Genomic DNA, 23,845 nt, shown 5'->3' on the forward strand with positions numbered 1-23,845 from the left:
CCACCGTACCGGAACCAGACGCTACACAAGCCTGGCCCGGATCACCACTTCCGGAGCAACGGACGGTCATGTTTCGCACACAATCTGTCACCTGAACGTGCGTCGCCGAAGATCAGCGGGCTGCGTTCAGCACCTGCATCAAGATGCTCACTATGAGGAACAACACGATGAAGGCAAGGTCTAGCTGAACCGCGCCGATACGGAGAGGTGGTAGAAGGCGACGCAGCGCCTTCAGCGGCGGATCGGTTCCCGAGTAGATCCCCTCGGCGATCACCAGCACCACGCCGCGCGGGCGCCAGTCCCGGGCGAAGACCTGGATCCAATCGATCACCAGTCGGCCGATCAGGAGGATGAAGAACAGGAAGACGACGTAGTAGAGCAGGTTGGCGATCAGGTTCACGGCGGTTGTGGCTCCGCTTGCACTCAGTGGTGGACCGGGAGGCACCTGACCTGCCCGATGTGCTGCCGGCGATCGCCACCGGAATGGCGATCACAACCGTCAACGGGAGGTCAAGCCTGCCCGAGACGGAGGAGCTGCGTCGAACTTCGTTCACCGTAGCGAACCGGACATGGCCAGATGGCGTCCGGATCGCTTAGGATCACTGATGTTTCCCGCGGGGTCGGCCGGATCGGCCACCCCCGGTCGGGATTCCATCGTCCTTCGCATCAGCCGGTACAACGTGCCGGCTCGCCGTCCGGTGCCCACCCTCGCCCGGACGGCTCTGTCCGGCCACCCCACCGGTAGAGGTCCCGTTCATCGGCCGGGCCGACAAACTCTGCCCTTCCGGGCAGCGCGCAGCGCTGCACCGGTGCACAGTCATGCCCGCGGGCAGGTCGTGGGCATGCAGAAAAGAACCGTCCGCACATGGTGCGACGGGAGTGCAGATCGGACCCGCGGACGCGGGCTTCTTCAGACCGTCAGGACTGGTTGAAGAAGGCCGCGCGATCGGGAGCCCGGGTCTTCTCCGGAGTTGCCACCTCGACGTTGGCCGGCGACAGCAGGAAGACCTTGCCCGTCACCTTCTCGATCGAGCCGTGCAGACCGAAGACGAGCCCGGCGGAGAAGTCGACCAGACGCTTGGCGTCCGAGTCGTCCATGTCCGTCAGGTTCATGATCACCGGCGTACCCGAGCGGAAGCTCTCGCCGATGGTCTTGGCCTCGTTGTAGGTCCGGGGATGGATCGTCGTGATCCGGTGGATCTCGGCGGACGGGTGGGCAACCACCCGAGCCATCTGCCCCTGACCCTGCGCGCGACCGATCGGCGTGACCGCCGCCCGACGGGGCTCTTCACGTTCTTCTTCGTCATCCACGACCGGATCGAAGTCCTCGTCCTCGTACTCGTCGTACGCCGAGTAGCGGTCGTCGTCCTCGGCAAGGCCCAGGTACACCATGGTCTTGCGCAGTGCGCCGCTCATCGAAACCTCCGCATGTTCGCTCACCCTGCGACGAAGCTACCCGAGCGGCGGCCTCTGACCGAGGACCGCGCTTCCGACACGCAGGTGGGTTGCTCCGTGACGCAGTGCTTGCATGAAATCGCCGCTCATGCCACCCGAGATGTGAACTGCCTCGGGGTGCTGCTTCCTTAGATGCGCGGAGGCGTCGAAAAGATTTGAAAAAGCGCGATTTGGGTCCCACGTCACAGGGGACACCGCCATCAGGCCCGCGAGCTGCAGGTTCTCCGACGCTGCGATGGTGTCGGCGAGGGCCGGGACATCCTGCGCGAGCGCGCCGCCACGGGAAGAATCACCGTCGAGGCTGATCTGGAGGAAGCAACGCACCGTGCGCCCGGCCTCGGCCGCCCCGCGCTGCAGGCCGGAAACCAGGCCCGGGCGGTCGACGGAGTGTACGGAGTGTGCATAGCGGGCGACGTGCTTGGCCTTGTTGCTCTGCAGGCGGCCGATGAAGTGCCAGTCCAGATCCAGATCGGCAGACTCCTCGACCTTGGTGGAAGCCTCCTGGTCGCGGCTCTCGCCGACCTCGCGGACGCCCAGCCCGGCCAGCAATCTGATGTCACTGGCCGGGTAGGTCTTGGTGACGACGACGAGCGTTGCCTCCGCCGGGTCCCGCCCGGCCTCCGCACACGCCATCGCCACCTGCGACCGGACCCGTTCCAGGCCCGCCGCCAGTTCTTCCTGCCGTTCCACCAAGTCTCCTTAGAAAGGAGGAGGACGTTACTTGAGGAAGTCGGGCACGTCGAGGTCGTCGTCGTCCAGAACGATCGGGCGCGGGGTGCGCGCCCGTGCGTCGGTCACCTCGATGACCCGCGGCGGCTCGGGCTGGGTCGGCTGCTCACCGGTCTGCGCCTCGAACTCCGACTCCGGCGGGTTCAGCGGGGTCGGCTGGGTGTAACCGTTGGCCGGCGCGTAACCGTTGGTGTTCTGCTGGCCCCCGATCTGCGCGGGCACCGGCTGCTGCTGCGGCACCTGCGAAATCTGGGGGATCTGGCCGGTCGGGTGCTGACCGTGCAGACCCGGCTGACTCTGCGGCGGGCTCGGGTTGAACTGGATCCCCGAGGCTGACTGCGGCTGCGCGTGGGCCGGACGCTGCTGGCCGGCCTGGTTCGGCTGACCCCCCTGACCGGACTGACCGGACTGACCCGACTGCGCGGACGACGGCAGCTGTTGCCGTCCGCTGACCTGGCCCAGTGCGTTCTCGTCGCGTCGTTTCGTCGGGGTGCCCCCGTCGAAACCAGCCGCGATCACCGTGACCCGTACCTCGTCACCGAGGGCGTCGTCGATGACCGCACCGAAGATGATGTTGGCCTCCGGGTGCGCGGCCTCCTGCACCAGCCGGGCTGCCTCGTTGATCTCGAAGAGGCCCAGGTCGGAACCACCCTGGATGGAGAGCAGCACCCCGTGGGCGCCGTCGACGCTGGCCTCGAGCAGCGGCGAGGAGATCGCGGTCTCGGCGGCCTGGATCGCGCGGTCCTCACCACGGGCCGAGCCGATACCCATCAGCGCGCTGCCGGCGCCCTGCATCACCGACTTCACGTCGGCGAAGTCGAGGTTGATCAGACCCGGTGTGGTGATCAGGTCGGTGATGCCCTGCACACCGGAGAGGAGCACCTGGTCGGCCGACCGGAAGGCGTCGAGCACGCTGACGTGGCGATCGCTGATCGACAGCAGCCGGTCGTTCGGGATGGTGATGAGGGTGTCCACCTCCTCGCGCAGGGAGGTGATGCCCGAGTCGGCCTGCGTCGAGCGACGCCGGCCCTCGAAGGTGAAGGGGCGCGTCACGACACCGATGGTCAGGGCGCCGAGGGAACGGGCGATCCGGGCGACCACGGGCGCGCCACCGGTACCGGTGCCACCACCCTCACCGGCGGTCACGAAGACCATGTCGGCGCCCTTGATCACTTCTTCGATCTCTTCGGCGTGGTCCTCGGCGGCCTTGCGGCCGACCTCCGGATCGGCGCCGGCCCCCAGGCCACGGGTGAGTTCGCGACCGACGTCGAGTTTGACGTCGGCGTCGCTCATCAGCAGCGCCTGCGCATCGGTATTGATCGCGATGAACTCGACGCCCTTGAGTCCGACCTCGATCATCCGGTTGACTGCGTTGACGCCGCCGCCACCGATACCTACAACCTTGATGACCGCGAGGTAGTTCTGCGGAGCTGCCACGTCGGGGTGCCTCTCGCTCGCCGGATCCTTAGACCCTAACCCTCAACTGGAGGGTTATAGTTATGTCAGCCTGTACTGATAAGCGAACGTAGGTGCCCACCCGAGGCCTTTCAACGACCTCGGCGGTGTGTCGCACGGCCGTCTCGATCAGCGTGTTCGATCAGGCCCCGATGTGGGGACCGTCACCCGCTGTCCGCCGGGCATTACGTCCCGCCCTCTTCTCACCTACGACGCGGTGGAGGGCATCTCCGGGGCCCGCACGTCATAGGTCTTCGCCTTCTGCCGGAGCAGCGCGGTCAGGACCTTCGCCTTCTTCCCGCCCTGCTCCGCATCGCCCCACTGCACGAGCACCGTGCGTTCTTTCGCACCCTCGACCGGTGCCGACAGCCTCAGCCAGATCCCGTCCGGCGAACGGGTGCCGATCGCCTTCAGACGTGAGCTCAGGTTGCCGGGCAGACCGTTCAGCACGGCCAGGGTGCCACGCAGGTTGGCCACGCTCTGCCTCTCCCCCAGCGCGACCTCGATCCGGGGCAGTCCGGCCGGGGTGCTCGGGGCCGGGACCGTCTCGATGACCACGCCCTCGTCGTCCACCAGTTGCATCATCTGCAGGGGGTCCGAGGTCTGGGCGTTCTCGTTGTTGCTGTTGGCTGCCACCTGGCTCGAGGGCAGGGCGGCCACCGGCTCGCGCTCGGTCACCTCGACCTTGAGCGTGCCCGGCCACGAACGGCTGACCTCGACGCTCTTCACCAGGCGGAGCTTGCTCAGCTGCGCCGTGATGTCGGAGGTGCGCGTGAGCAGCATGGAGTGACCGATCTCGGTGTCGGTGGTGTCGCGCACCGTCGACTCGGGCACCCGGTCGAGACCGGACACGGTCACCCGGTTCACCCGGGCCCACGGCGAGAGCACGGCCAGCCAGCTACCACCGCCGAGCACCATCACCGTGAACAGGCCGACCAGCACCTGACGACGGCGCCGGGCCCGGGCCCGGGCGGCGAACCGCTGCGCGGACGTCTGCGAGACCACGGGGCGCACGTTCTGCGGCAGCAACCCGGTCGAACGGCTCGCCGAGAGCGGGCGGGTGTGTGAGGGAGGCTTCTTCCGGGCGACCGGCTTCTTCGCGACGGGCTTCTTCGCGACCGGCCTCCCGGCCGCCTGCTTCTTGGCGACCTGCTTCTTGGCGACCTGCTTCTTGGCGACCGGTTGCTTCGCCACGATCTTCTTCACCGGCGGCTTCTTCGCCGCCGGCCGGGGAGTCGGTTTCGGGGCGGGCCGGGGTGCCTTCGCCGGCGGTTTCGGGGTCGCCTTGCCCGAGGACGCCGACGGGCCCGGCTTACGCCGGGGCGCCGGGTTCCGGGCGGCGGGGGCCCGGGCCGGGCGACGGCCCGGCCCGCTCGACGAGGGCGGCGTCATGCCGGCTGCTGGTCGCTGTCGTCGGCGGAGCGGCCCGAGCGCAGGGCATCCAGGATCGCCGGGCCCAGAACGGTGATGTCACCGGCGCCGAGAGTCATCACCAGGTCGCCCTTCCGGGCCCGTCGTAGCACCTCGTCGACGGCGGCCGACGCGGTGGGCCGGTACGCGACCTGCGCCGGTGGCAGCCGGACCGCGTTCGCCACGAGCTCACCGGTGACGCCGGGCTCGGGATCCTCCCGGGCGGCGTACACGTCGAGCACGATCACCTCGTCGGCCAGCGACAGGGCGGCGCCGAAGTCCTCGGCGAAGATCCGGGTGCGGCTGAACAGGTGCGGCTGGAACACGGCCAGCACCCGGCCCTCGGTGACACTGCGGGCCGCCTTCAGCACCGCGCGCACCTCGGTCGGGTGGTGGGCGTAGTCGTCGACGATGCGCACACCGTCGCAGGAACCCTTGTCCTCGAACCGGCGACGGGTGCCGCCGAAGCTGCGCACCGCCGTCAGGGCGGGGGCCCCGGACACCCCGAAGTGCCGGGCGACGCACCAGGCGGCGACGGCGTTCAGGGCGTTGTGCACGCCGGGCACGCGGAGGGTGACCGGGCCGATGCGGGTGCCGTCGGGCCGGGCCTCGATCGCGAAACTGACACCGTCGGGGGTGTCGTCGACGTCCACCAGGCGCACGTCGTTGTCATCGTCCAGGCCGTAGCGGCAGACCCGCACGGCGTGGGCCGCGAGTTTGTCCGAGACGTTCGCCAGGACCCGGCGCACACCCTCGTCGTCACCGCAGACCACGACCATGCCGCCGGGCTTGACCCGCTGGCAGAACTCGACGAAGGCGGCCTCGACCGCCTCCGGGGTGCCGTAGTGGTCGAGGTGGTCGGGCTCCACGTTGGTGATGACCGCGACCTCAGGCCGGTAGAGCAGGAACGAGCCGTCCGACTCGTCCGCCTCGGCCACGAAGATGTCGCCGGCACCGTCGTGTGCGCCCTGGCCGCCCTCGGTCAGCTCGCCGCCGATCGCGAACGACGGGTCCAGGCCGCACTCGCGCAGCAGCACCGTGGTCATACCGGTGGTGGTGGTCTTGCCGTGGGTGCCGGCGATCGCCACCGGGCGGCGGCCGGTCATCAGCGCGGCCAGCGCCTCGGAGCGGTGCAGTACCCGCAGGTCCCGGGCCCGGGCCTCGACCAGCTCCGGGTTGTCCGGGCGCACGGCCGTGGAGATCACCACGGTGGCCCCGGCCGGCACCTGGTCGGCGCGGTGACCGATGAAGACGGCCGCGCCACCGGCCCGCAGGGCCGCCAGCACCGGGCTGTCCCGGCTGTCGCTGCCCGACACCACGACACCGCGCGCGAGCAGGAGCCGGGCGATGCCCGACATCCCCGCGCCGCCGATGCCGATCAGGTGCGCGGCCAGGATCGGGTCGTCCACCAAGGGAGCGCCGGAAGCACTGGTGACGGTGGCCTCGTTGGACAGCCGGCCACCGACCCGGGAGCCGGCCATGGTCGGCACGCTGGGGGTCGGGGAGCCACCGGGCTCGCCCTCCACCTGATCGTGTGAGTCGTGCGGTTCCGGGCTCTGACTCATCGGGCTCCTCCACGCGAGGCCGCGACCTCGACCATCGACGCGAGCCGCTCGTCGGCGTCGCGGATCCCGAACCGGGCCGCCGCGTCGCCCATGGCACTCAGCCGTCCCGGATCGCTCAGCAGGGGCAGCAGAGTGGTCTCGACCCAGCGCAGGTCGCACGCGTCGTTGTCGACGAGGAGACCTCCGCCCGCCCGCACCACCGGCTCCGCGTTGAGACGCTGCTCACCGTTGCCGATCGGCAGGGGCACGTACGCCGCGGGCAGGCCCAGGGCGGTGACCTCGCTGACGTTGCCGGCACCGGACCGGCACACCACGGCGTCGGCCGCCGCGTAGGCCAGGTCCATCCGGTCCAGGTACGGGCTGACGACGTAGCCGGCGGGCTGCTCCCCCGGGAACGACACGGTCTTGTCCCGGCCCGAGGTGTGCAGTACCTGGATGCCGGCTGCGGTCAGCATCTGCGCCGCCGCGCCGAACGTGTCGTTCAGCTGCTGCGCGCCGAGCGAACCGCCGGTGACGAAGAGCGTGGTCTGGTGCGGCTTCAGGCCCAGGGCCACCCGCGCGGTCTCCCGCTGTTCCTGACGGTCCAGACCGGTGATCTGGGTGCGCAGCGGCAACCCCATCACCTGTCCCCCGCGCAGCGGCGTGTCCGGGAAGGTGACGCCGACGTAGGGGGTGAACCGGGCTCCGAGCTTGTTCGCCAGGCCGGGCCGGGCGTTGGCCTCGTGCACCACGAACGGCACTTTCTTCAGCCGCGCCGCGATGTAGGCCGGCGACGACACGTAGCCGCCGAAACCGACCAGCACGTCCGCGTCGTCCAGCACCGCGGCGGCCGCGTCGATGGCCGCCTTCAGACGCTGGGGCAGGCGGAGCAGGTCGGCCGAAGGCCGCCGGGGCATCGGCACGCGCGGCATCAGCTGGAGGTCGTAACCGGCGGCCGGGACCAGCCGGGCCTCCAGGCCCTCGGCCGTACCCAGCGCGGTGATCCGGGTGTCCGGGTCCCGGCGGCGCAGGCAGTCGGCCAGGGCCAGCAGCGGGGCGATGTGGCCGGTGGTCCCGCCACCGGCGAGAACGACGGAGAGGCTCATCGGTTCCTCCCCTCACGCCGGACCGGCAGCACGGCCAGCGACCGCTGCACCAGGCCGACCCGGGCGGCCAGGGCCTGCGCGGCCCCGGTCTCCCGCCGGGCGAACCCGAGCACCATGCCGAGGGCCGCGAGCATCGTGATGAGTGCCGTACCGCCGCTGGAGACCAGCGGCAGCGGCATCCCGACGATCGGCAGCAGGCCGATGACCCCACCGATATTGATGACGGAGTGGGTGACCACCCAGATCAGAACTCCCGAAGTAGCAATTTTCACGAACAGGTCGTCGGTGCGCAGCACGATCCGGGCCAGGCCGAGACACAGGGTCAGCAGCAGGCCGATCACGAGCAGCGTCCCGACCAGGCCGAGCTCCTCGCCGACGATGGCGAAGATGAAGTCGTTGTGCGCCTCGGGCAGCAGGCCCCACTTCTCCCGGCTGGCACCGAGGCCCACGCCCCACCACCCGCCGGAGGCCAGGGCCCACTGGCCGTGCACGCTCTGGAAGCAGGCGCCCATGGCGTCTGCGCTGGTGGCGGAGCAGCCGTTCAGCCAGCTGCCGATCCGGTCGAGGCGGTTGTCGGTCTGCGCCAGCACGAGCACCGCCAGCAGCAGCACACCGGAGGCCGCGGCGAAGATCCGCAGCGGAGCGCCGGCGACGAAGAGCAGCCCGGCCATGATCGCCATGACCACCATCGCCGTACCCAGGTCTTTTCCGCCGAGGATGAGCATGAGCAGCACACCGGCGCCCGGCACCACCGGGATCAGGGCGTGCAGCGGCTGGTCCATCAGCGGGCGCTTGCGCACCAGCACCGTGGCGCCCCAGACGACCAGGGCGAACTTGCCGACCTCGGCGGGCTGCAGGGTGAACCCGGCGATCAGGATCCAGCCGTGGTTGCCCTTGGTGCCGACACCGATGCTGGGCACGAAGGTGAGCATCTGCAGCACGAACGACACGAGCAGCAGCGGCCAGCCCAGTACCTGCCACGTGCGCACCGGAATGCGCATGGCCACGAGCATCGCGGGCACGCCGATCGCGGCGAACATGAGCTGCCGCCAGAACTCGGTGAACGGAGAGGCCCCGTCGGCGATCGACTCGACGCTGGAGCTGGACAGCACCATCACCAGGCCGATGCAGGTCAGCGTTACGGTCGCCCCGAACACCAGGTAGTACGAGGTGAGTGGCGAGTTCAGCCGACCGGCGACGCGGTGCGACAGCGAGTCCCCGTCGGAGGCCCCACCGATCAGCGGCGGATCGACGGTCACCGTCACGCGGGCACGTCTTTCAGGGCGAGGGCGAACGCCTGCCCCCGGGCCGAGAACGGCTCGCCCTCGGGGGCCGCGAGAACCGGCGAGTAGAGCACCGTGTCGCCGGGCCGGGCCAGGTCGCCGGCGCGTTCGACGGCGGACCGCATCACCGGCTCGATCTCGGGCATCCCCCCAGTCTCGGGGACGGCCGCATCCAGGACCGGGACATCCGGGGCGTGTCGGCCGAGGGCCTCACGCAGCGCGGAAGTGCCGTCACCGGGCAGCAGCACGACCCCGCGCAGCCGGGTCGCGTACTTCTCCACCACCGCGTCCAGGTCGTCCGGGGCCGGTCCGTAGCCACCCGCGATCCAGACCACGGAGGCGAAACTCGCCAGCCCGGCCGCGGCCGCGTAGGCGTCGGTGGCCGACGAGTCGTCCACCCAGTCAACGTCGTTCGTCTTGCTCAGCAGGTTCAGCCGGTGCGGCAGCGGGTAGTAGTGACGCAGCCCGTCACGCACGGCCGAGGGGACGACGCCGTACGCCCGCGCCAGCGAGGCGGCGGCCAGGGCGTTGAGCACGTTGTGCGCGGCCAGCACGCCGGCCCCGGCGGTGCGCACGTCGTCGATCGTGCCGAGCTCGGCGGCCGCGGTGGCCCGCTGGGGCACGAAGGCCCGGTCGCAGAGCACGTCCTCGACCAGGCCGAGCATCGACACGGCGGGCACCCCACCGCTGAAACCGATGGCGCGGGCGCCCTCGATCACCTCGGCGTCGCGCACCAGCTGCTCGGTGGTCCCGTCGGCGACGTTGTAGACGCAGGCGATCTCGGTGTTGCGGTAGACCAGTCCGCGCGCGGCCAGGCTGCCGGTGTCGGCCGGGCCGACGTTCAGGCACACCGATGCCAGCGGCTGCACGCTGGACGACCAGCGCAGCTGGAACGCCGACAACTGCACGGCGAGCACGTCGTACGGCTCCGGGTGCAGTACCGATTCCAGCAGCGAGGTGCCGGCCTGCCCGGTGGAGGTGGCGCGCCGGCCGTCGGCCGCCAGCATGGTGGCCAGCATCGTGGTGGTGGTGGCCTTGCCCCGGGTGCCGGTGACGGTCAGCCAGGGAGCCGGCTTCTCCGCGGGCCGCAGACGCCAGGCCAGCTCGGCCTCGGCCCAGACCGGGATACCCGCGGCGAGCGCACCGGCGAGCACCGGCTGGTCGTCGGCCCAGCCCGGCGAGACGATCAGCAGCTGAGCAGGCTCACCGTCCACGGTGGGCAGGGCGGTGACGTGCTCGGCACCGAGGCGGGTGTCCGCGCCCAGCATGCCCAGGACGGTGCCGCGCTCCCCGCGGGAACCGGCGTCGGTGTGGTCCACCACGACCACCTGGGCGCCCCGCTCGAGCAGGGCGTCCGCACAGGCGAAACCGGAGATCCCGATCCCGGCGACGACGACCCGCAGGCCGTTCCACTCGTTGGCCGCAGGGTCGCTCATATACCCACCACCCACTCGGCGTAGAAGACCCCGAGACCGAGTGCCACGAAGAGCCCGGCGATGATCCAGAACCGGATGACGATGGTGACCTCGCCCCACCCGACCAGTTCGAAGTGGTGTTGCAGGGGCGCCATGCGGAACACCCGTCTCCCGGTCAGTTTGAACGAGCCGACCTGGATGATGACCGACAGCGTGATCATGATGAACAGGCCGGCCAGCGGCACGAGCAGCAGCTCGGTGCGGGTGGTGATGGCCAGGCCGGCCAGGCCGCCGCCGAGGGCGAGCGAGCCGGTGTCACCCATGAAGATCTTGGCCGGTGAGGCGTTCCACCAGAGGAAGCCGAAGCAGGCACCCATCACACAGGCCGCGACCACCGCCAGGTCACGCGGATCGCGCACCTCGTAGCACTGCGGTCCGGCGCCGGTGGCGAGCTGGCACGACTGGTTGGACTGCCAGATGCCGATCATCACGTAGCCGCCGAACACCATCACGCTGGCGCCGGTGGCCAGGCCGTCCAGGCCGTCGGTCAGGTTCACGCCGTTGCTGGCGCCCGCGATGATGATGTAGGTCCAGGCGATGTAGAGGATCAGCCCGATCACCGGCCCGGCAAAGGCCAGGTCGACCGCGGTGTCGCGGATGAACGAGATCGCCGTGGTGCCCGGGGTACGGAAACCGTTGTCCGGGAACTGGAGCGTCAGGACCGCGAAGGTCACCGAGACGAACGACTGCCCGGCGAGCTTGCCGCCGGCCGTCAGTCCCAGACTTCGCTGCCTGCTGATCTTGATGAAGTCGTCGAGGAATCCGACCAGACCCAGACCCGTCATCAGGTAGAGCACCAGGACGCCCGACATCGTCGGGCCGTCCAGGGTGACGGCGTGCGCCACCGTGTAACCGGTCAGGGTGGCGAGGATGATGACCGCGCCACCCATGGTCGGGGTGCCCCGCTTGACGTGGTGCGAGGTCGGGCCGTCGTCCCGGACGAACTGACCGTAACGGCGCTTGACCAGGAACCGGATGAAGATCGGGGTTCCGAAGAGCGCAAAGATCAGCGATACGGCCGCGGCGATCAGGACCGTTCTCACGACGCTGCCTCGGTCTCTCTCGTTCGTGTGGGGGTGGTAGCCGGCGTGCTGCCGGGGGAAGCAGTGATCGAGCCGGACATCAGACGGACGGTCTCCTGTACGTGCCGGGGGCCCATGGGGCGGCGCTCACGGTACCGAGCCTGCGCGGTGCGCGCGTCACCGGTTCTGGCCCTGGGGCACCGGGGCGGCCACATTGCCGCCGGCCCGCCCGAGCACCTCGGCGAGCACCTCCCGGTCGTCGAACGGGTGCTTGACCCCCGCGATCTCCTGGCCCCGCTCGTGCCCCTTGCCCGCGACCAGCACGATCCCGTCCGGCCCGGCGAGCCGGACGGCGGTCTCGATCGCCTGACGGCGGTCGGCGATCTCGAGCACATCAGGGGTGGCAGAGCCGGTCCCGCTCACCGATCGTGCCCCTTCGAGCACCGATGCGCGGATGTCGGCGGGGACCTCGGACCGGGGGTTGTCGTCGGTGACGACCACCACGTCGGCGTGACGGGCGGCCTCGGCGCCCATCTTCGGGCGCTTGGCGCGGTCGCGGTCGCCACCGGCGCCGAGCACCACCACCAGCGGCCCTCCGGCCGCCCCCAGGGAGGGCCGCAGGGCGCGCAGAGCGGTCGCCACGGCGTCGGGGCTGTGGGCGTAGTCGACAACGGCCAGGGGCTGCCCGGGGGCGCCGCGGGAGATGAGCTCCATCCGGCCCGGCACCGCGGGGGCGTCGGCCAGCCAGCGGGCGGCATCAGCCGGCTCGGTGCCCCCGGCCACCAGCATGAGCAGCGCGAGCACGGTGTTCGCCACGTTGAACTCACCCGGCAGCGGACAGCGGGCGTCCACGCTCACGCCGTCCGGGCCGGTCAGGACGAAGTCGGTGCCCCCGTCGTGCGGGCGGGCGGCGGTCACGCGCCAGTCGGCCTCGTCGATGGCGGTGCCCCCCGTGGTGGGGCTCGCGTCGTCGGTCGCCGTCCAGGGACCCACGGTGGTGAAGGTCACGACCGGGACCCCCGCCTCGCGGGCCAGCCGGCGTCCCCACTCGTCGTCCACGCAGATCACCCCCTGCCGCGAGCGCTCCGGGGAGAACAGCTGCGCCTTCGCGGCGAAGTAGTCGTCCATCGTGGGGTGGAAGTCGAGGTGGTCCTGGCTGAGGTTGGTGAACCCGGCCACGTCGAAGCGGATGCCGTCGACCCGGCCGAGGGTGATCGCGTGGCTGGAGACCTCCATCGAGCAGACGTCCACGCCCCGGGCCACCATCGTCGCCATCAGGGCGGCCAGGTCGGGGGCCTCCGGGGTGGTGCGCACGCTGTCGACCTGCTCGTCGAGGAACCGGGTCGTCACGGTGCCGATCATCCCGGTACGACGCTGCCCGGCCCGCAGCGCGCCGTCCAGCAGGAATGTCGTGGTGGTCTTGCCGTTGGTGCCGGTGACGCCGAACATCAGCATCTTCTCGGCGGGGCGGCCGAACACCCAGGCAGCCAGGTCGCCGAGTACCTGGCGGGGATGGGGAACGATCACCGCCGGCAACCCGGCGGCAGCCGCCAGTTCCGCCCCGTCGGGATCGGTCAGCACCGCCGTCGCGCCCAGTTCCGCGGCCCCGGCGGCGAAACGGGCGCCGTGGGTGCGAGCGCCGGGCAGCGCGGCGTACAGATCACCGGGTCGGACCGCCCGGGAATCCAGGCAGACACCAGTGATCACGACGTCACGCGCAGTGTCCGGCACAGTGGTACCGAGGACGCTCGCGACGTCGACGAGGGAACGGGCAGGCGCGGGTTCGCGCAGCGGGGCCGGCACAGTCGTGAATCTATCCGGTTTCGGGGACCTCTCAGGACCACTCGAGCGGAACGTCGGGCATCTTCGCCCCCGTCGGCTCGATGCCCTGCAGGGTCAGCGCGTAGGACATGATCTGCTGGAAGACGGGCGCCGCCAGGATGCCGCCGTAGTGACCGTTCTGGGGCTGCTGCACAAAGACCGCGACCACCAGGGCCGGGTCGTCCGCCGGGGCCATCCCTACGAAACTGGCCGTGTACCCGTTGTAACAGCCGCAACTCTCGTCGTAGGCCTGCGCCGTACCGGTCTTGCCCGCCACCCGGTAGCCGGGGATCTCGGCGTTGACCGCCGTACCGCCCTCACCGACGACGCTCTCCAGCATCAGGCGGACCTGCTCGGCCGTCCGGGTGCTGACCACCCGGGTCTTCTTGCCCTCGGGCTCCGGCTCGAGCTTGCCGTCGGCCCCGGTGACGGCCTTCACCAGTTTCGGCTGCACCCGCACACCGTCGTTGGCGATGGTGGCGAAGACCTCGGCCGACTGCAGTGCGGTCACCGACAGGCCCTGACCGAACATCACGTTCAGCCGGGTGCGGCCGTCCCACTTGTCGGGGGTGCTGAGGATGCCCGCCGACTCGGTCATGCCGACCCCGGTCTTGCTGCCGATGCCGAACTTGGTCAGGTAGTCGTACATCGTCTGCGCGGACATCTTCTCGCCGACCTTGACCGTGCCGATGTTCGACGACTTCGCCAGAACCCCGGCGAAGGTCAGCTTCTCGACGCCGTGCTCCTCGGAGTCGCGGATCACGCCGGCGGCGCCCCGGTCGAGCCGGTTGGGCACCGTGATGTGGCTCGACGGCGTGGCCACGCCCTCCTCGATGGCAGCCGCGGCCGTGATCACCTTGCTGGTCGACCCAGGCTCGAAAACGTCGGTGAGAGCACGGTTCCCGAGATCGGCCGCCTTGGCCTTGTTGGGCGTGTTGGCGTTGTAGGTGGGAGCGTCGGCCAGAGCCAGGATCTCCCCGGTCTTGATGTCGAGCGCCACCAGCGTCGCGGAGGCGGCGTTGGCGTCCTTGACCACCTTGTCCAGCGCTTCCTGCGACTTCCACTGCAGGTCACGGTCGAGCGTGAGCTGGATGTCCTTGCCGTCGACCGGTTCGGTCTCGGTGGTCATCCCGGTGGCGATCTGCTGACCGCCCTTGCCCTTCTCGTAGGTGAGCGTGCCGTCGGTGCCGTTCAGCAGCTCGTCCTGCGACCTCTCGATGCCGGACTGGGCCTCGCCCTGGCTGTTGATGAAGCCCAGCACGTTCGACGCGACCGCGTCGGCCGGGTAGGTGCGGCGACTGGCCGACTCGCTGAAGATTCCCGGGATGTCGAGAGCCGAGACATCGCGCCAGACGGTGGGTTCCACGTCCTTGGCGACGTAGTTGAAGCGCTTGTTGCCGGCCAGCGTCTGAGCGACCTCGGCGACCGGCTGGTTCAGGACCGGCGCGATCTTCCGGGCCGCCCCGACGGCGCCCTTCTCGTCGTTCGGCACCTTGGCCGTCTCGTTGTACGCGGACACCAGGGTCTGGTCGACGGTGATGTTGCGCCGTTCCACCGTGGTGGCCAGGACGCTGCCGTTCGTGTCGAGAATGTCGCCGCGGTGCGCGGGCAGGGGTTTGGTGATCGAGCGACTCTCCAGCGCCTCGGCCGACAGCTTCTCGGCGTCGATCGCCTGTAGCTGGACGAGCTTTCCGGCGAACACGAGAAAGATCAGGACGACGACACTGGTGACCCAGCGCAGCCGTACGTCCGGGCTGCCGGACCGGGGTGGTCCCAGGAGGGGGCGCCGGGGGCCACCGGGACCGCCCGGACCACGCCCGCCGGTACGGCGCCTGGCTTGCGTACGAGCGGTTCTCACCGCCGGACCGAGCGCCGAGCGGGTCAGCGTACGGGCGGCCCTCTTCGCGCCCGGCCTCGGACCAGTCCGCCGGGCAACGGGTTTCGCACCGGTCCGCGGAGCCTTCTTCGGCTCGGGTTTCCGGCTGACGGCCTTCTTCGCCGCCGACTTCCCGGTGGCGGCCCGTCCGGCTGATCCGGCCTTTCCGGCTGATCCGACCTTTCCGGTCGGACCCCGGCGGGCCGGTGGGCTCTTTCGGGGCGGTTGACTACGAGGCTGGCCGCTACGGGCCTGAGAGGCATCCCCACGCATGGTGTTCCTGGCACTTCCCGACGAGACGCCGGACGTGCCGGACACGGATCCCGTCCTCGCGGACGACTGACCGGACGGTTGATCGCGTCCTGTTCTCTGCACCTTCCGGGCCGGTGTGGTGGCGCGTCCCGAACCCCGAGGGTCCCCGGACCGGGCGGCCGCGCCACCACCGGTACTCATCGCGCCGGCTCACCCGACGCCGAAGAGGCCTTCTCCGCCGCGGGGGAGGTCGCCGCCTCCGGCTCACCCTTCACACTGCCGTTGTCGGGGTCGATGAACGCCGGGTTCGGCGCGGGCACCATGCCGAGCTTCTTCGCCTTGTCGGCGAGCTTGCCCGGGGCGCTCTGCGATTCGACCTGCTCGGTCAGCGACTGCTGCTGATCGGCCAGTTCCCGCTGCTTCTGCTGCAGTCCGGTGAGTTCGTAGGCGCCCTTGCCGATGCTGATGTTGAGCAGCAGCAGGGCCAGGAGTCCGGCGCCGAGCAGGCCGACGCACAGCAGGGCGAGCCCGGTCCGCGAACGCCGGGGTGCGGGAACGACCCGCAGACGGGGGCGCGGAACACGCAGCGGCGGCCGGGCCGGTTGCCGGATGTTCTGCCGGGCTGCCGCGGCGCCCGAAAGGTATTCCGGTGCAACCCTCGCGGTCGCGGTGCTGGTGCTCATCCTGCGTCCCCTCCTCGTTGCCTGCGATAGCCCACAACATCTTTCGCGGAGGCGGCCGGCGCCTCCCGGAGCCGTTCCACCGCCCGCAGCTTGGCCGAACCCGCGCGCGGGTTCTCCGCCATCTCCGCCTCGTCCGGAACCTCGGCACCCCGGGTCAGCAGCTGCATGCGCGGGGCGTGCCCCTCGAGCTCGACCGGCAAACCGGGCGGCGTGGTGCTGCGCACCTGCTCCGCGAACACCCGTTTCACGATGCGGTCTTCCAGGGAGTGGTAGGCGAGCACGGCGATCCGGCCGCCGACGGCGAGCGCGTCCACCGCCGCGGGCACGGCCCGCTGCAGCACCTCGAGTTCCTGGTTGACCTCGATCCGCAGCGCCTGGAACGTGCGCTTGGCGGGGTTGCCACCGGTGCGCCGGGTGGCGGCCGGCACGTTGTCCCGGACCAGTTCCACCAGCCGGGCGCTGGTCGTGAACGGACGAGTGGTCCGCTCGCGCACGATCGCCGAGACGATGCGCTTGGCGAAACGCTCCTCACCGTAGTCACGCAGGATCCGGACCAGGTCGGGAGCGGCGTAGGTGTTCAGGACGTCGGCCGCGGAGACACCCGCGGTCTGGTCCATCCTCATGTCCAGCGGCGCGTCCACCGCATAGGCGAAGCCCCGGTCGCTCTCGTCCAACTGGAGGGACGAGACGCCGAGGTCCATCAGGACCCCGTCGACCTTGCCGATCCCCAGATCGGCGAGGACCTGGGGGATGTCGTCGTAGACGGCGTGCGCGAGGCGCACGCGGTCGCCGAAACCGGTCAGGCGGCGGCCTGCCAGTTCCAGGGCCTGCGGGTCGCGGTCGATACCGACCAGCGTGGCCTGCGGGCAGGCTGTGAGCAGGGCCTCGCTGTGGCCACCCATACCGAGCGTGGCGTCCACCACGATCGATCCGGGCCTGTCCAGCGCGGGCGCCAGCAGTTCGACACAGCGGTCGCGCATGACGGGGACATGTCGTTCGTGGGCCTCGGCGACATCGTTCACCGGGCCGGCCGGGTCAGGGCTGGTCATCGCGACCTCCCCTCGGGGGTGCGGCGCGGCCGGAGCATCTCTCCGGTCCGCAGAATGGTTTTCGTGGGCAGGGAAGCCGCTGGGGGCTGTGCGCGTTCGGCGATTACACTCCGTGACTGACTTCTTGTACGGGTCGTTGCGGGTCCGGCAGGGGTTCGCCGACCCGGCAGGGTGACAGGGACGTGGTGGGAAGTGGGCTGCAGGTGTCTCGTCAGAGGTGAGACCCGCGCTCCGGGGCGGACCGACGTCCGCCGATCAGGTCTCCATCCGCTCCGACCGAACTGCGGCCTGACACCGGGGAAGGTGTGTCAGGACGCCTCGGGCGGCTGGAGACCTCATCGTCGGCGAGTCGGGCCGGCCATGCGTCAGCACTGGATGCTCGGTTCTGCTCGGTCGTCTGCAGTCGGTCGGCCGGGTGGTCCTTCGGCGTGGTGCTCCTGCGGGGTGGCACGAGATCAGGCAGCATCAGAACAACCCGGGAACAACTTCCTCGGCCTGCTCGGCGAACGCCTGTTCCTGCTCCTCGAGGTACGACTCCCACGCCGCCAGGTCCCAGATCTCGATCCGCTGACCGGCGCCGATCACGGCGCAGTCGCGGGTCAGACCGGCATAGGTACGCAACATGGCCGGAATGGTGATCCGGCCCTGCTTGTCGACCGCCTCGTCGGATGCCCCGGAGAGGAACACCCGTAGGTAGTCGCGCGCCTGCTTGCTGGTCACCGGTGCCTGGCGCAACTGGTCGGAGATGCGGGAGAACTCGTCGACGGGGAAGACATAGAGACAACGCTCCTGACCCCTGGTCACGATCACCCCTTCCTCCAGTTGCTCGCGGAACTTGGCCGGAAGGATCATCCGGCCCTTGTCGTCGAGACGAGGTGTGTGGGTACCGAGGAACATCTACGGTCCCCTCCCCTCGCCCCTCCCTATTCAGAACAGCTGGGGCGAGAGGTGTCATCCGTAAACTCCTCCCTGCTCCAGTGGCCTCCACATTACTCCACTTCCCCCCACACGCAATGGCGGAACGGCGGATTCCACAGCCGCTGGTTGCACGAACGTGCAGGTCAGCGAGCCGGGTGCGGACGTGGGGGATGTTTGCGTCCGAGTGTCATCCACAGTCTTGACAGCGTTGCCCCAACGGTCATATGCCCCCTTCGGGGAGGGTCGGGGCACCGTCGGCGGGCCGACGGGGAGCAAAGTGGGGACGCGGGGGGCGACAGCGGCCCACGGGTGGGGGACGGTGGGGAACAGTGGACGAGGCACGCTCGCGGACCTGCGAATGTGGGGGCCATCACGTGCGAGCCCGGTGGACGGCGTCCCGCTGCCGTCCGAATGTCCCGATAGAACCTTCTTGTTGTGGATCCGCCCGTACCTATGGGTACAGATGGGTACGGATGAGTACGGACCGGTACCGGAGTGCCGGACGGGGCTACCGCTCCGCTCCCGGCGCCCGGGAGGGACGCTGCAGGATGCTTCAGCGTTTGAGAGACTGATCAGCACCAAGCACCGCACACATACCTGCACGACTTCTGCCGGGCTACCCGGACGACAGGCACCCCCCGGACCGTGACGGTCCGGAGGCACGGAGGCTGCACACGTGACGACCATGGCCGGCCCGCGGGAACTCGAGTACCTCGCAGGCGTGACCGGAGCTATCAAGTCGGCGATCGAGTCGGTCATCGAGGGCAAACCCGACGTGGTGGACCTCGCCGTCACGGTTCTGCTGGCCGAGGGCCACCTGCTGGTGGAAGACGTGCCCGGCGTCGGAAAGACCATGCTGGCCAAGGCGCTCGGCCGGGCGGTCGACTGCACGGTCAAGCGCATCCAGTTCACGCCCGACCTGCTGCCCAGTGATGTCACCGGCGTCAGCATCTACCGGCAGGAACGGCATGAGTTCGAGTTCAAGCCCGGCGCCGTGTTCGCGAACATCGTGGTCGGCGACGAGATCAACCGGGCCAGCCCGAAGACGCAGTCCGCCCTCCTGGAGTGCATGGAGGAGCACCAGGTCACGGTCGACGGTGTGACCCACTACCTGGAGTCCCCCTTCATCGTGGTCGCGACCCAGAACCCGGTGGAGATGGAGGGCACCTTCCCGTTGCCCGAGGCCCAGCGCGACCGCTTCATGGCGCGGGTGTCGATGGGCTACCCCTCGGCCAACGCCGAGCTGGACATGCTCGGTCACCACGGCGAGCACGACCCGCTGTCCGGCCTGCGCCCGGCCTGCGACGCGAACACGGTGCGCTCCCTGATCGCGGTGAGCCGGTCGGTGTACGCCGCCGACGGCATCAAGGAGTACGTGGTCAACCTGGTCCGGGCCACCCGCTCGAACCCGGAGCTGCGTCTGGGCGCCTCCCCGCGCTCAGCCCTGCACCTGCTGCGGGCCTCCAAGGCCCGGGCCGCGATGAGTGGCCGGGGTCACGTGATCCCCGACGACGTGCAGTCACTCACCCCGCTGGTGCTGGCTCACCGCCTGATGCCGAGCGCCGAGGCACAACTGTCCCGCCGGGCCCCGGCCGACGTGCTCGCCTCGATCCTCAGCCAGGTGCCGGTACCCGCCCCCCGCGCCGCCGCGAGCAACGGTTCCTGGCCGGCGTGAGGTCCGCCCTTTCCCGGGCCCGCGCCGCGCTGTCCGGGCTGACCACCCGGGGGCGTTCCTTCCTCTCCGCCGGGGTCGCCTCCGGCATCTGCGCGGTGGTGCTCGGCCGTCAGGACCTGCTCCGGATCGCGGTGCTGCTGCTCGTCCTGCCCCTGGCCTGCGTGTACATGCTGACCCGGGCGCATTACCGGATCGGCCTGACCCGCACCACCACCCCGCCGCGGGTCTCGGTCGGCAGCCCGATGCGGGTGCGGCTGGAGCTGCAGAACCTGGCCTCGCTGCGCACCCGGGTGCTGCTGGCGGAAGACCGGGTGCCGCCCGTGCTGGGTGCTCCCCCACGTTTCGTGCTCGACCGGATGCCCGGCGGCCAGCGAGCCGCCGTCACCTACTCACTCACCGCGGCGATGCGCGGCAAGTACCCGATCGGGCCGCTGCGGCTACGCGTCACCGATCCGTTCGGGATGTGCGAGCTGACCCGCTCCTTCACCGGCAACGACCATGTCGTGGTGGTGCCCCGACTGCATCCGCTGGTGCCCCTGACCGCGGGCGGTACCTGGGGCGGCGCGGGCGACTCACTGGCCCGGGCGGCTGCGGTCAGCGGTGAGGACGACATCGCCACCCGGGAGTACCGCGAGGGCGACGACCTGCGCCGGGTGCACTGGCGATCCACCGCCAAGCGCGGCGAGCTGATGGTGCGCCGCGAGGAACAACCCCGGCAGATGCGCGCCACCGTGCTGCTCGACACCCGGGCCCGCGCCCACCGCGGCGACGGCCCGGGCTCCTCGTTCGAGTGGGCGGTCAGCGCGGCCGCGTCGATCGCCGTGCACTTCGCCGAGGAGAAGCACGGCATCCGCCTGATCGTGGACGGGACCCCCGCCGCCTGGTCCAACCCGCACTCCGGGGAGGCCTCCGGCGAACTGCTGGAACGGCTCGCGGTGGTGCAGGCCGGCGACGACGACGTCCTGGACGACGCCGTCGCCACCATGCACCGCGCCGGGGGCGACGGCCTGGTCATCGCGGTGCTCGGCGACATCGACGAATCGGTGGCCCTGAAGCTCGGGGAGCTGGGCCTGGAGGGCCGCGGCGGGATCGCGGTACTGCTGAACACGCCGGAGTGGTCGCAGAACGCCGCCCGGGGCTCCACCCAGAACCGGCAGCGGATGGTGTCCCTGCTGCGTGGGGGCGGCTGGGCGGTCGTGGAGGCCGGGTCGCGGCAGACGATCAGCGAGGTCTGGAGCGGTGCGGCGAGCACTGCGGTCGGCGCCGGGGCGGAGCTCGGGGCCGGGATCGGGGTCTCGCCGCCGCCGGTGTCCGCGGGCAGCACAGCTTCGGGGTCTATGAAGGGGACTGCGGGCTGGGCCGGGAACGGCGCTGTGAACGGCTCCCCGAACGGCCCGGCTCATACTGCTAACGGCACGACGAACGGTACGGCGAACGGCCAGAACGGTTCCGGCGACGGCTTTGGGCGGTTTCTGTGATGAGCAACGGTTCCGACGAGCGGATGGCAGTGACCGCCGCGGTCGCCAGCCTGGTGGCCGCACTCACCCTCGCTCCTCTGATCAAGGGCTCCACCTGGCTGTTCGCCGCGGCGATCATGGTGCTGGCGGTGATGGTGACCGGCATCGTCGGGCGTCAGCTGGCCCGGGGCTGGTGGCCGGCCGTGGTCGGGCTGCAGGCCGTCGTCCTGTTCCTGGCGGTCGTCGTGCTGTTCGCACGCGGCGAGATCGCCGACCCGCCGGGGGCCGTCCGGTTGCTCTCCGACCTGCTCGACACCGGGCTGCAGACCACCCAGAGCCAGTCCCCGCCGGTCGACGCGACGCGCGGGATCGTGCTGCTCGCCGCCGGAGGCACCGGGCTGGTCGCGCTGGCCGTCGACATCCTGGCCACGTCGTTCCGTCAGCCGGCCCTGGCCGGGCTGCCGCTGCTGGCGATGTACTGCATACCCGCCGCCCTCCTCGACGACGGTCTGCCCTGGTACCTGTTCCTGATCGCTGCCGCGGGTTTCCTGCTGCTGCTCTCCGCCGACGCCGGTGACCGGGTGCGCGCCTGGGGCCGGGTACTGGCCTCGGCCGGGCAACGTCCTGCTCGCGCCGGCGGCGATACCGGCCTGGCCCGGGGCGGTCGCCGGGTGGGCCTGGCCGCGGTGGCCCTGGCCGTGGCGATCCCCTACTTCGTGCCCGGACTGGACAACCAGTTGCTCGGCGGCTCCGGGGACGGCTCCGACGGTTCCGGCGGCACCGTGATCACCCGGATCAACCCGATCCTCGACATGCGCCGTGACCTGAACGACCCGGTCGACACCGAACTGCTCGCCTACACCACCACGGTCGCCGATCCGGCCCCGCTGCGGATCGTCACCGACGACGAGTACGACGGCAAGACCTGGAAGCCGAGCGGGAAGAAGATCCCGCGCGCCAACAACGTCAGCAAAGGACTGCCCGCCGCGCCCGGCCTGACCGCCGCGGTGAAGACCTCGAGCGAGAGCAGCCAGATCGAGATCTACCGGCTGCGGGAGACCTACCTGCCTCTGCCCTACCCGGCGAAGACCGTCACCGGGCTGAGCGGCGAGTGGCTGTACGACCCGGACACGCTGAACGTCATCGGCAACAAGGTCGACACCACCCAGGCCCGCTACGGCGTCGAGTTCACCGAGGTCACGCCGACCGCCGACCAGCTGGCCAACGCCGGCGCGGCCCCGGACGAGATCGTTGAGCAGTACACCCAGCTGCCCGACGACATGCCCGCCGAGATCGAGCGGACCGCCCGTAACGTCGCCGGCAACGGTTCCTTCTACGAGCAGGCCGTACGGCTGCAGGAGTGGTTCCGCACCGGCGGCGGCTTCGTCTACAACACCAAGGCCCCCGAGACCAAGAACGGCGACGGCAGCGCCCAGGCGATCGTGGAGTTCCTCAAGGCCCGCGAGGGCTACTGCGTGCACTACGCCTCGACGATGGCCGTGATGGCGCGCCAGCTCGGCATTCCCGCCCGCGTCGCCGTCGGCTTCCTGCCCGGCAGCGTGCAGACCGAGAACACCCGCATCATCTCCTCGCGCGACGCCCACGCCTGGCCCGAGCTGTACTTCGCCGGTGTCGGCTGGGTGCGTTTCGAGCCCACGCCGCGCAGCGGTCAGGCCGCCCCCGACTGGACCCTGCCGAACACCGGCACGAACTCCGACACCCCCGACAGCCAGACCAGCACCACCACTGCCCCGGACACCAGCGAGGGTGACGCCAGCAGCACCGCCGAGGCCGAGGCCACGCAGGAGCAGCAGGAGGCCGGCAGTACCGCGGCCGACGGGGGCTTCTCGGTGCCGTGGCAGCCCGTGGTGCTGCTGCTGATCGTGCTGCTCGGGCTGGCCGCACCCCGCACGGCCTCCGTCGTGGCCGGCCGACGACGCTGGCAGCAGGCCGTCACCGCCTCCGGCATGGCCACCGCCGCGTGGGACGACCTACGGCTCGGGCTGAGTGATCTGGGAGTGCGCTGGGCCGCGTCGTGGACGCCGCGTGCCGTCCGGCAGCGCCTCAACGACGACTACCAGCTCACCCCCGAGCAGTCCGCCGCCCTGGAACGGCTGGTCGAGGAACTGGAGAGTGCCCTCTACGCCCCACCGAGCGACGAGCCGGGCCGGGCCGCGGCCGACCGACGTCATGATGTCGGCCTGGTCGTCGGGGCGGTGGCGGTGCAGAAGTCCGGCCGGACCCGGTGGACGGCCCGCCTGTGGCCCGGCTCCGGTCTCACCGCCCTGGCCGGGCTGACCCCCTGGATCACGTCGCGGTTCCGGCGGGGGGCATCATCCTCCGACCCCGACGAGGGCGGGACCGCTGGGCGCAAGCCCCGGGAGAAGGCCGGCAGCAGCCGCTCCTGATCGGCCCCACCTTCTCGACCCGGTGCCCCCGAACCGGTAGCCGTCGTCGTCCCCCTGTTCGCGCGTCCCCCTGTTCGTGCGTCCCCATGTTCGCGCGTCCCCCTTGGAGTCAAGTGGTGGTTGCACCATCGGCGAGGAGTAGGTCGTTGAAGACTTCAAGGGGGTTGGCGAAGTCGAGGACCTGTCGGGGCCGGTAGTTCAGGAGATAGGTCGCTTCCTGGAGTTCC

18 protein-coding genes are annotated in these 23,845 nt (G+C 70.5%); 3 read left to right on the forward strand and 15 right to left on the reverse strand.

Translation table 11 applies throughout. The features are described from left to right. Positions 1–112: 112 nt before the first annotated feature. The 15 genes from QSK05_RS34830 to mraZ form a co-directional block, all read right to left on the reverse strand. A complete protein-coding gene (locus QSK05_RS34830; protein ID WP_285601678.1) occupies positions 113–400 on the reverse strand; it encodes a YggT family protein in 288 nt (95 codons plus the stop codon). A 518-nt stretch (positions 401–918) separates the two neighbouring features. Continuing rightward, positions 919–1,416 (reverse strand): cell division protein SepF, encoded by a 498-nt coding sequence (locus QSK05_RS34835; RefSeq protein ID WP_231484799.1) that lies wholly within the window; start codon positions 1,414–1,416, stop codon positions 919–921. Positions 1,417–1,452: 36 nt separating this feature from the next. Continuing rightward, positions 1,453–2,145: a YggS family pyridoxal phosphate-dependent enzyme gene (locus QSK05_RS34840; RefSeq protein WP_285601679.1), complete on the reverse strand. Its 693-nt coding sequence runs from the start codon at positions 2,143–2,145 to the stop codon at positions 1,453–1,455. 27 nt (positions 2,146–2,172) lie between these two features. Continuing rightward, positions 2,173–3,621, reverse strand: a complete 1,449-nt coding sequence (gene ftsZ, locus QSK05_RS34845) for a cell division protein FtsZ (protein WP_285601680.1) — start codon at positions 3,619–3,621, stop codon at positions 2,173–2,175. A 225-nt stretch (positions 3,622–3,846) separates the two neighbouring features. Continuing rightward, complete coding sequence (locus QSK05_RS34850; RefSeq protein WP_285601681.1) at positions 3,847–5,031, reverse strand: cell division protein FtsQ/DivIB; 1,185 nt, start codon at positions 5,029–5,031, stop codon at positions 3,847–3,849. Further along, complete coding sequence (gene murC / locus QSK05_RS34855) at positions 5,028–6,614, reverse strand: UDP-N-acetylmuramate--L-alanine ligase (RefSeq protein WP_285601682.1); 1,587 nt, start codon at positions 6,612–6,614, stop codon at positions 5,028–5,030. The genes QSK05_RS34850 and murC overlap by 4 nt, the downstream gene beginning before the upstream one ends. Further along, complete coding sequence (locus QSK05_RS34860; RefSeq protein ID WP_285601683.1) at positions 6,611–7,699, reverse strand: UDP-N-acetylglucosamine--N-acetylmuramyl-(pentapeptide) pyrophosphoryl-undecaprenol N-acetylglucosamine transferase; 1,089 nt, start codon at positions 7,697–7,699, stop codon at positions 6,611–6,613. Before QSK05_RS34860 ends, murC begins: the two co-directional genes overlap by 4 nt. Continuing rightward, positions 7,696–8,964: a putative lipid II flippase FtsW gene (gene ftsW, locus QSK05_RS34865; RefSeq protein WP_285601684.1), complete on the reverse strand. Its 1,269-nt coding sequence runs from the start codon at positions 8,962–8,964 to the stop codon at positions 7,696–7,698. The genes QSK05_RS34860 and ftsW overlap by 4 nt, the downstream gene beginning before the upstream one ends. Beyond that, positions 8,961–10,418, reverse strand: a complete 1,458-nt coding sequence (locus QSK05_RS34870) for a Mur ligase family protein (protein ID WP_285601685.1) — start codon at positions 10,416–10,418, stop codon at positions 8,961–8,963. The genes ftsW and QSK05_RS34870 overlap by 4 nt, the downstream gene beginning before the upstream one ends. After that, positions 10,415–11,500 (reverse strand): phospho-N-acetylmuramoyl-pentapeptide-transferase, encoded by a 1,086-nt coding sequence (gene mraY, locus QSK05_RS34875; protein WP_285601686.1) that lies wholly within the window; start codon positions 11,498–11,500, stop codon positions 10,415–10,417. Before mraY ends, QSK05_RS34870 begins: the two co-directional genes overlap by 4 nt. Before the next feature lie 156 nt (positions 11,501–11,656). Next, positions 11,657–13,282 carry a UDP-N-acetylmuramoyl-L-alanyl-D-glutamate--2,6-diaminopimelate ligase gene (locus QSK05_RS34880; protein ID WP_285601687.1) on the reverse strand — a complete coding sequence of 542 codons (1,626 nt, stop codon included), beginning with the start codon at positions 13,280–13,282 and terminating at the stop codon, positions 11,657–11,659. 31 nt (positions 13,283–13,313) lie between these two features. Beyond that, positions 13,314–15,158, reverse strand: a complete 1,845-nt coding sequence (locus tag QSK05_RS34885) for a peptidoglycan D,D-transpeptidase FtsI family protein (protein ID WP_285601688.1) — start codon at positions 15,156–15,158, stop codon at positions 13,314–13,316. A 467-nt stretch (positions 15,159–15,625) separates the two neighbouring features. Beyond that, positions 15,626–16,111 (reverse strand): cell division protein FtsL, encoded by a 486-nt coding sequence (gene ftsL, locus QSK05_RS34890; RefSeq protein WP_285601689.1) that lies wholly within the window; start codon positions 16,109–16,111, stop codon positions 15,626–15,628. After that, positions 16,108–17,160 (reverse strand): 16S rRNA (cytosine(1402)-N(4))-methyltransferase RsmH, encoded by a 1,053-nt coding sequence (gene rsmH / locus QSK05_RS34895; protein ID WP_285601690.1) that lies wholly within the window; start codon positions 17,158–17,160, stop codon positions 16,108–16,110. The genes ftsL and rsmH overlap by 4 nt, the downstream gene beginning before the upstream one ends. Before the next feature lie 465 nt (positions 17,161–17,625). Continuing rightward, complete coding sequence (gene mraZ, locus QSK05_RS34900) at positions 17,626–18,057, reverse strand: division/cell wall cluster transcriptional repressor MraZ (RefSeq protein WP_231484788.1); 432 nt, start codon at positions 18,055–18,057, stop codon at positions 17,626–17,628. Positions 18,058–18,763: 706 nt separating this feature from the next. Between mraZ and QSK05_RS34905 the strand changes: the two genes are divergently transcribed. Genes QSK05_RS34905 through QSK05_RS34915 form a run of 3 tightly spaced genes read left to right on the forward strand, consistent with a single transcriptional unit; the run spans position 18,764 to position 23,618 of the window. After that, a complete protein-coding gene (locus QSK05_RS34905; protein WP_231484842.1) occupies positions 18,764–19,753 on the forward strand; it encodes an AAA family ATPase in 990 nt (329 codons plus the stop codon). After that, positions 19,750–21,231: a DUF58 domain-containing protein gene (locus tag QSK05_RS34910; protein ID WP_285601691.1), complete on the forward strand. Its 1,482-nt coding sequence runs from the start codon at positions 19,750–19,752 to the stop codon at positions 21,229–21,231. The genes QSK05_RS34905 and QSK05_RS34910 overlap by 4 nt, the downstream gene beginning before the upstream one ends. Next, on the forward strand, positions 21,231–23,618 hold the full coding sequence (locus tag QSK05_RS34915; RefSeq protein WP_285601692.1) for a transglutaminase TgpA family protein: 2,388 nt from the start codon (positions 21,231–21,233) through the stop codon (positions 23,616–23,618). Before QSK05_RS34910 ends, QSK05_RS34915 begins: the two co-directional genes overlap by 1 nt. The last annotated feature ends 227 nt before the right edge of the window (positions 23,619–23,845 follow it).

The organism is Kineosporia sp. NBRC 101731 (assembly GCF_030269305.1).
GTDB lineage: Bacteria > Actinomycetota > Actinomycetes > Actinomycetales > Kineosporiaceae > Kineosporia.